A 6,711-nucleotide genomic window follows, 5' to 3' on the forward strand; every position below is an offset into this window, starting at 1 on the left:
GTCGAGGCCGACGCCACGGCCGAACGCGAGGTCACGTGCCGCGTCGGCGGCCGAGGGCAGCCCGCCGGGGGCGCCGTTGGGCGGCGGGTCGCGGAACAGCAGGATGTGCGGGCGCAGCGGCGCGGGCTCGTCGACGCGGTCGCGGAAGAAGTCGTCGGGGTCGGTGGCGGCCGCCAGGTCGCCGCTGAGGAGCGGCGCGTGGACGTGGAGCGCCTCGGGCAGCTCGGCGCTGAGCGCGGGGCGTCCCGCCAGGGCGGTCAGGGTGCGCTGGGCGTGCCGGGCGACGGCGCCGGCCAGCGGGCCGTCGCTCCACAGCAGCGGGAGGGTGGCGCCGAACTGGGCGGCGAGGGACTTGGCCGGGTTCTCCCGGGTGCGGGTCGCCGGGCCGCACCGCTCGGCGACGAGGTCGAGCCGGTCGGCGAGCAGCTGGAGGGTGGCGTCGGGCGCGGGGAACAGGCCGAGCCGGTCGCCGAGCAGCAGCAGCGGGGTGAGCAGCGCCCAGGCGGGGCCCGGCGCGGCCTGGGCCCCGCTGGGCTCCTGGAACGGGGCGTCGGTCAGCGGCAGCAGCAGGCCCCTGCGGTACTGGACGACCTCGGCGAGCGGGGAGCGGGCCGGGGTGACGGCGACGACCGAGCAGCCGCGTCGTTGGGCGGCCTCGACCAGCAGGCTCAGTCCCGGTTCGACGCCCTCGGGGCTGGTGATCAGCAGCAGGTCCATCGGGCCGACCCAGCGGGGCAGCGCCCAGGTGAGCGCCCCGGGGTCGGCGGCCGGGCCGCCGGGCCGCAGGGTCGCGACGCGCAGCGCGTCGCCGGCGAGGGCCTCGAACAGGTCGGCCAGCAGCGGGACCTGGGGTCCGAGGCCGGCGTGCAGCACGGTGCCGGGGCGGCCCTCGGGGGTGAGGCGGGCGAGCGGCGACTCGGCGGCGCCGCGTGCCGCGCTGCGCACCTGCGCCCCGGAGCCGGCGGCGGCGCGCAGCAGGCCGCGCGGGTCGGCGTGGACCAGCCGGTCGGGGGCGTCGAGCAGCGATTCGTCGAACATGGCGCGTTCCTGGCCTTCCTCGCCGTTCCGTTGCCCGGGCGGGCTCAGCCGGTCCGGCGGGCCTCGTCCACCAGCAGCACGGGGATGCCGTCGCGCACCGGGTAGGCCAGGGCGCAGGTGTCGCCGGTGCAGACCAGCTCGTTCTCCTGCTCGTCGGCGCGCAGCGGGGCGTGGCAGACGGGGCAGGCGAGGATGTCCAGCAGGGCGTCTTCGACGAGCGGCATGGCTTCCTCCGGCGGTGGACGAACGGTGGGACGAACGGGTACGCGACGGTCAACCCTACCCGCAGCTCAGGGCGGCCGGGCACGCGGTGTCCGGCCGCCCTGGGGCGTGCGGCGGGGTCGGGCGCGCCCGGCCGCGGGCGCGCGCCGGCCGGGTCAGGCGCGGACGATGGCGAGCACCTCGTCGCGGACCTTGTCGACGGTGGCGGCGTCCCTGGCCTCGATGTTGAGGCGGAGCAGCGGCTCGGTGTTGGAGGGGCGGAGGTTGAACCACCAGTCCTGGGCGGTCACGGTCAGCCCGTCCAGTTCGTCGAGGGTGACGCCCTCGCGGTCGGCGTAGGCGGCCTTGACGGCGGCTGCGCGGTCGGCCTGGTCGGCGACCCGGCTGTTGATCTCGCCGGAGGCGGCGTAGCGGTCGTAGGCCGCGACCAGTTCGGAGAGCGGCCCCTGCTGGTGGCCGAGCGCGGAGAGCACGTGGAGCGCGGCCAACATGCCGGTGTCCGCGTTCCAGAAGTCCCTGAAGTAGTAGTGCGCGGAGTGCTCGCCGCCGAAGATCGCGCCGGTGCGGGCCATCTCGGCCTTGATGAACGAGTGCCCGACGCGGGTGCGGACCGGGTTGCCGCCGTTCTCCCTGACCACCTCGGGGACCGACCAGGAGGTGATCAGGTTGTGGATCACCGTGGCGCCCGGGTCCTTGGCCAGCTCGCGGGCGGCGACCAGGGCGGTGATGGCGGACGGGGCGACGGGCTCGCCGCGTTCGTCCACGACGAAGCAGCGGTCGGCGTCGCCGTCGAAGGCGAGGCCGAGGTCGGCACCGGTCTCGCGGACCCGGGCCTGGAGGTCGACGATGTTGGCCGGGTCGAGCGGGTTGGCCTCGTGGTTGGGGAAGCTGCCGTCCAACTCGAAGTACATCGCGTCCAGTTGGATGGGCAGCCCGTCGAGGACGGTGGGCACGGTGTGGCCGCCCATGCCGTTGCCGGCGTCGACCACGACCTTCAGCGGGCGGATGGTCTCCAGGTCGACGAGGGACCGCAGGTGGGCGGCGTAGTCGGTGAGGACGTCGCGCTGGTCGATGGTGCCGGGCGTGGCGACGGGGGCGGGGGCGCCGGAGTCGGCCCAGCGTTCCACCAGGGCCCTGATCTCGGCGAGGCCGCTGTCCTGGCCGACCGGGGCGGCGCCGGCGCGGCACATCTTGATGCCGTTGTACTGGGCCGGGTTGTGGCTGGCGGTGAACATGGCGCCCGGCAGGTCGAGCGCGCCGCTGGCGTAGTAGAGCTGGTCCGTCGAGCACAGGCCGATCTCGGTGACGTCGGCGCCGCGTGCGGCGACGCCGCGGGCGAACGCCTCGGCCAGTCCGGGGGACGAGGGACGCATGTCGTGGCCGATGACCACGGCGGTGGCCCCGACGACCTGGGCGAAGGCCGCCCCGAACAGCTCGGCGAGCGACTCGTCCCACTGGTCGGGGACCTCACCCCGAACGTCATAGGCCTTCACGATCTGTGACAGGTCCGGCACAGCTGACCCCTTGTCTTGAGGCTGGGTGAACGGCGGTGCTGTGATGAGCGCGCCCTTCAATGTACCGGGGTGACGTTACGGCTCTGGGGACCGGAGGATACGGAGGTGTCCACGGCGGGCGACCTCGACCGGGTCGGCGGCGCCCCTGCGGGGCAGCGGCGCGCCGGGCGGCGGCTCGGGGCTCGGCGGCGTCCTGGCGGCCTCGCGGACGGCGTCGGCGAGGGCTTCGAGGTCGTCCCCGCTGGGGCGGGTGCTCGCCGGGTCCATCGCGAGGCGGACCACCTCCCAGCCGCGTGGCGCGGTCAGCCGCTCCGAGTGCTCCGCGCAGAGGTCGTAGCAGTGGGGTTCGGCATAGGTGGCGAGCGGACCGAGAACGGCCGTGGAGTCCGCGTAGACATACGTCAGCGTCGCCACGGCGGGACGGCCGCACGCGGTGCGCGAACAGCGACGTACGGGGCTCACGATGTTGGACCGTACCGCACTCCTGAGCGGGCCGCGACGACTCGGGGCGGCGTCACCCCGCCGTGTCGTCCCGGTCCGGCCCGCAGTGTACGGATTCGCCCCGGGCGTCCGGGGGTTGTGCGGGGGCGGTCGGCGGGGGCGCGGGGTGGCCCGAGGCGCTCTGACCGGGGGGCGGGTTTCTGATCTATCGTCGATGCGATGGACAAGTCCAGCGGAGTCCCCCCACCCGTGTCCGGCCCGCCCGAGCGACATCGGCATCGCGACCGGCACGGCCGTGGTATGCGCGGGCCCGTGGCGCCGCCGCAGGTGCCGCTGGCGCTGACCCGCGCGGACACCTTCGACTCGCTGGTGCACGACTCGGCGGAGCGGCTGCGGCGGCGGCTGCCGCAGCTGGACGGGGTGGACTTCGTGGTGCGCGAGGTGCCGGTGCTGCGCGGCGCCTCGGTGGACGGCGCGGTGCCGCTGGGCGGGGTGGTGCGGGCCTCGCGGGGGCGGCGGGACCGGATCGTGGTCTACCGCCGGCCGGTGGAGCTGCGCAGCCGCAACCGTGACGAGTGCGCCCAGCTGGTGCACGAGGTGGTGGTGGAGCAGGCGGCCGAGCTGCTGGGGCTGGCTCCGGAGTCGGTCGATCCGGGGTACGGGCAGGACTGAGCCGGGGCGGCCACGCGGGTGGCCGCCCCGGCCCCTGGCTCAGTCGACGAGCAGCGACAGGTCGGGCCCGGTCTCGGGAACGGAGACGGTGGAGCGGTCGTCGGGCAGCGTCTGGGTGGTGAACGTGGTCGAGCCGTCCTGGTCGATCAGCAGCGTCCTGGCGGCGTAGAGCGTGCCGCCGCCCGAGGGGCGCAGGGTGATCGCGTAGTTCCCCTGGGTGTCGGCGAGTTCGGGGGTGATCGCCAGGGTGGTGCCCGGGTCGACGGTGAAGGTCTCCGAGACGGGCTCGCCGCCGTCGGCGCCGGCCGAGTAGGCGATGTCCACCTCGACCGTCTCGTCCAGCGCGAGGAGCGCGAGCCGGGTGCCGCCGGTCGTGTTGCCGGAGACGGTGGCGCGGTCGTCGACGGGGGCGGTGGCCGGGATGAACGCGGACTCGCGGCCGTCGTCCTCGCCCGCCACCACGTGGAGGCTGGCGATCACGGGGCCGCCGCCGGAGTCCCCCTGCCGGGTCAGCACGAGGGATGACGCCTCGCCCTGGGTGATGTCGCCCAGGTCGACGGTGGTCACGGTGCCGGCGACCGCCGAGACGGTCTCGTTGCCGGCCGGGACGATGGTGCCGCCGGGGCCGGCGAGGCCGACGTCCAGCGAGAGGTCCTCGTTGCCCGGGGCGAAGACCGACAGTCGCGCGGCGTTGACGCCGGCGGGGATGCCGGGCAGGACCACGGTGTCGGCGGCGGGGGCGGTGACGGGCGGCAGCCAGTCGGTGCCCAGCGCCTCGTCGACCACCTCGACCTGGGCGCCGATCCGGCCGCTGCGGGCGGCGACATGGACGGCCAGGCCGGGCTCGGGGTCGCTGAGCAGGGTGGAGAGTCGGACGGCGACGCTGGAGTGGCCGGGAACGGTGATGCCCTGGCCGTGGTCGGCGGCCAACTCGCCCTCGGCGCCGTAGACCTCGATGTCCACGACGGTGGCGGCCTCGTCCGGGTTGGTGACGTGGACGTAGTCGTGGCGGTCCTCGGCGGCGCTGGCGCCGGCGAACCAGAACTCGGTGTCGGGGGTCTGGCAGGAGGTGCCGAGGGTGCCCCGGCCCTCGCCGGAGTCGACCACGGTGGTCTGCTGAACGGTCCAGCCCGGGGCCAGCAGCTGCTCGGCGGTGCCGGCGAGGGCGGGCGCGTCGGGGTCGTCGACCTTGACGGTGACGGGCAGGCCGGGCTCGGTCAGCTCGACCACCGGCTCGGCCGCCTCGTCGTTCTCCTCGGCGGTCTCGTCGTTCTCCTGGTCGTCCCCGTTCTCCTCGTCCTGGTCGGTCGCCTCCGGGTCGGTCGCGTCGGGGTCGGGGACGTGTTCGGGGGCCGGCGACAGGGTGGCGGCTCCCTCGTCGAAGCGGACGTTCTGGTTCGACGGGGTGAACGCCGTGTACCAGGTGCTCGCGGACTCGGCGCCGGTGGGGCGCGGGCAGGTCAGCGCGGTGCGCTCGACCGGGAGCGGCTGGGCGCGGCGGAGCGGCGTGGCCTCCTCGGCCTCGGGCCGCAGCGCCGCGATTCCCGTCAGGGCGAGCAGCGCGACCACGATGCCGAGCACGGGCAGGGGGAGGCGGTTCACCGGTGATCACTCCCGTCGCCATAGTCGGTCGGATAGTCGTAGGGCGCCACATAGCTCTGGTCGTAGCCGCCCTGTCCCGCCGGGTCGTAGGGCTGCTGCGGGTCGTAGGGCTGGCCCGACCAGTCGCCGTAGGACTGCTGCTGGGGAATCGCCCCGCCGCCGTGCGGGTCGGCCACCGGCGGATAGGGCTCGGCGGGCTCCGGGGTCCACTCCGGCGGCGCGGGCGGGGCCTGCGGCGCGGCCTCGGGAACGGGCGGCGCGGCCTCGGGAGCTGGCGCCGACTCGGCCGCGTCGTCCCGGGGTGGCGCGCCCTGCGCGGGGACGGCCGCCATCCGCCGGGCCCTGCGGCCCTGCGGCGGGGCGGCGGCCTCGGCCTCCGGCAGGTCGTCGTCCAGCTCGCGGCGGCGGTCGGGCAGCGAGAGCACGACCAGCACCAGCAGCCCGAAGCCCTGCGCCCAGACCCAGATCGTGTGCAGCCCCGAGGTCTCGTAGACCACGTCCAACCGGCCGCCGCCGGCGGGCAGTTCGAAGCCCTGCGCCCAGTCGCCCACGGTGACGGGGGTGAGCGGGCGGCCGTCCAGCGTGGCGCGGAAGCCCTCGTCGGCCCGGTCCGCGAGGCGGAGCACCCGGCCGGCGGGCCCGTCGGGCAGGTCGGCGTGGACCTCGACGGCCTCCGCCGGCAGCGGAACGGGCTCGGCCTCGGGGCCCTCCTCCTCGGCGGGCAGCACCAGGGCGCGGGCGGCCTCGCGGTTGACCCGCCACAGGGCGCTGCCGTCCTCCTGGCTGAGGCGCTGGAGGCCCGGCGTGGTGTCGAGCGTCCGGTGCAGGGCGCGCGGGCCGCCGTCCTGGACCAGGACGTAGCGGACGGCGTAGTCGGCGAGGGCCCTGGTCTGGTCGGCGCCGGTGCCGGCCGTGAGGTCGCCGACGGCCTCGCTCAACGCCTCGTCCTCGCCGAGGAGTTCGGCGAGGTCGGCGTCGCCCAGCCGGGCGCCCGAGCCGCGCACCAGGGAGTAGGTGACCTCGCCGACCTCGTCGTCGGTCCGGCCGTCGGCGGAGAGCACCAGGGTGCGGGCCTGGTCGCCGTTGGCGCTCTCCTCGGCGACGAAGGCCGGGACCTGCACCGGGTCGGCGCGCCGCAGCGGCCCGTCGGCGCCGCCCAGCACCCAGCCGGCGGCGGCCAGCAGCGGGCCGATCGCGGCGGCGCCGGCCACGGCGACCGCCA

Annotated in this window: 6 protein-coding genes and 1 pseudogene; 1 reads left to right on the plus strand and 6 read right to left on the minus strand. The window is 75.9% G+C overall.

Annotated features, from left to right (window positions below; genetic code table 11):
* The 4 genes from EBN88_RS27560 to EBN88_RS27575 form a co-directional block, all read right to left on the minus strand.
* Positions 1-1,038, minus strand: a 1,038-nt coding sequence (locus EBN88_RS27560) for an SIS domain-containing protein (RefSeq protein ID WP_122399760.1), incomplete at its 3' end; no start/stop codon positions are given.
* A 44-nt stretch (positions 1,039-1,082) separates the two neighbouring features.
* Complete coding sequence (locus tag EBN88_RS27565) at positions 1,083-1,262, minus strand: Trm112 family protein (protein WP_122399761.1); 180 nt, start codon at positions 1,260-1,262, stop codon at positions 1,083-1,085.
* Between the two features lie 153 nt (positions 1,263-1,415).
* Positions 1,416-2,774: a phosphomannomutase/phosphoglucomutase gene (locus EBN88_RS27570; protein WP_122399762.1), complete on the minus strand. Its 1,359-nt coding sequence runs from the start codon at positions 2,772-2,774 to the stop codon at positions 1,416-1,418.
* A gap of 75 nt (positions 2,775-2,849) precedes the next feature.
* Positions 2,850-3,236, minus strand: coding sequence for a DUF3499 domain-containing protein (locus tag EBN88_RS27575; protein WP_199742508.1), 387 nt, complete (start codon positions 3,234-3,236; stop codon positions 2,850-2,852).
* Between the two features lie 198 nt (positions 3,237-3,434).
* Here EBN88_RS27575 and EBN88_RS27580 point away from each other — a divergent pair, with 198 nt between their 5' ends.
* Positions 3,435-3,887 carry a metallopeptidase family protein gene (locus EBN88_RS27580; RefSeq protein ID WP_407703473.1) on the plus strand — a complete coding sequence of 151 codons (453 nt, stop codon included), beginning with the start codon at positions 3,435-3,437 and terminating at the stop codon, positions 3,885-3,887.
* A gap of 39 nt (positions 3,888-3,926) precedes the next feature.
* On the opposite strand, the gene EBN88_RS27585 is transcribed toward EBN88_RS27580, so the two are convergent.
* Positions 3,927-5,489: a DUF5719 family protein gene (locus EBN88_RS27585; protein ID WP_122399764.1), complete on the minus strand. Its 1,563-nt coding sequence runs from the start codon at positions 5,487-5,489 to the stop codon at positions 3,927-3,929.
* Positions 5,486-6,711: pseudogene (locus EBN88_RS30905) on the minus strand (family 2 glycosyl transferase); the annotation flags it as partial. The gene EBN88_RS27585 and the pseudogene EBN88_RS30905, both read right to left, overlap by 4 nt.

The sequence above is a fragment of the Streptomyces triticirhizae genome, from assembly GCF_003696235.1.
Lineage (GTDB): Bacteria > Actinomycetota > Actinomycetes > Streptomycetales > Streptomycetaceae > Streptomyces > Streptomyces triticirhizae.

Coding starts and splice junctions, on each gene's coding strand:
- EBN88_RS27565 (WP_122399761.1), bottom strand. CDS start 1,262: ATGCCGCTCGTCGAAGACGCCCTGCTGGACATCCTCGCCTGCCCCGTC.
- EBN88_RS27580 (WP_407703473.1), top strand. CDS start 3,435: ATGGACAAGTCCAGCGGAGTCCCCCCACCCGTGTCCGGCCCGCCCGAG.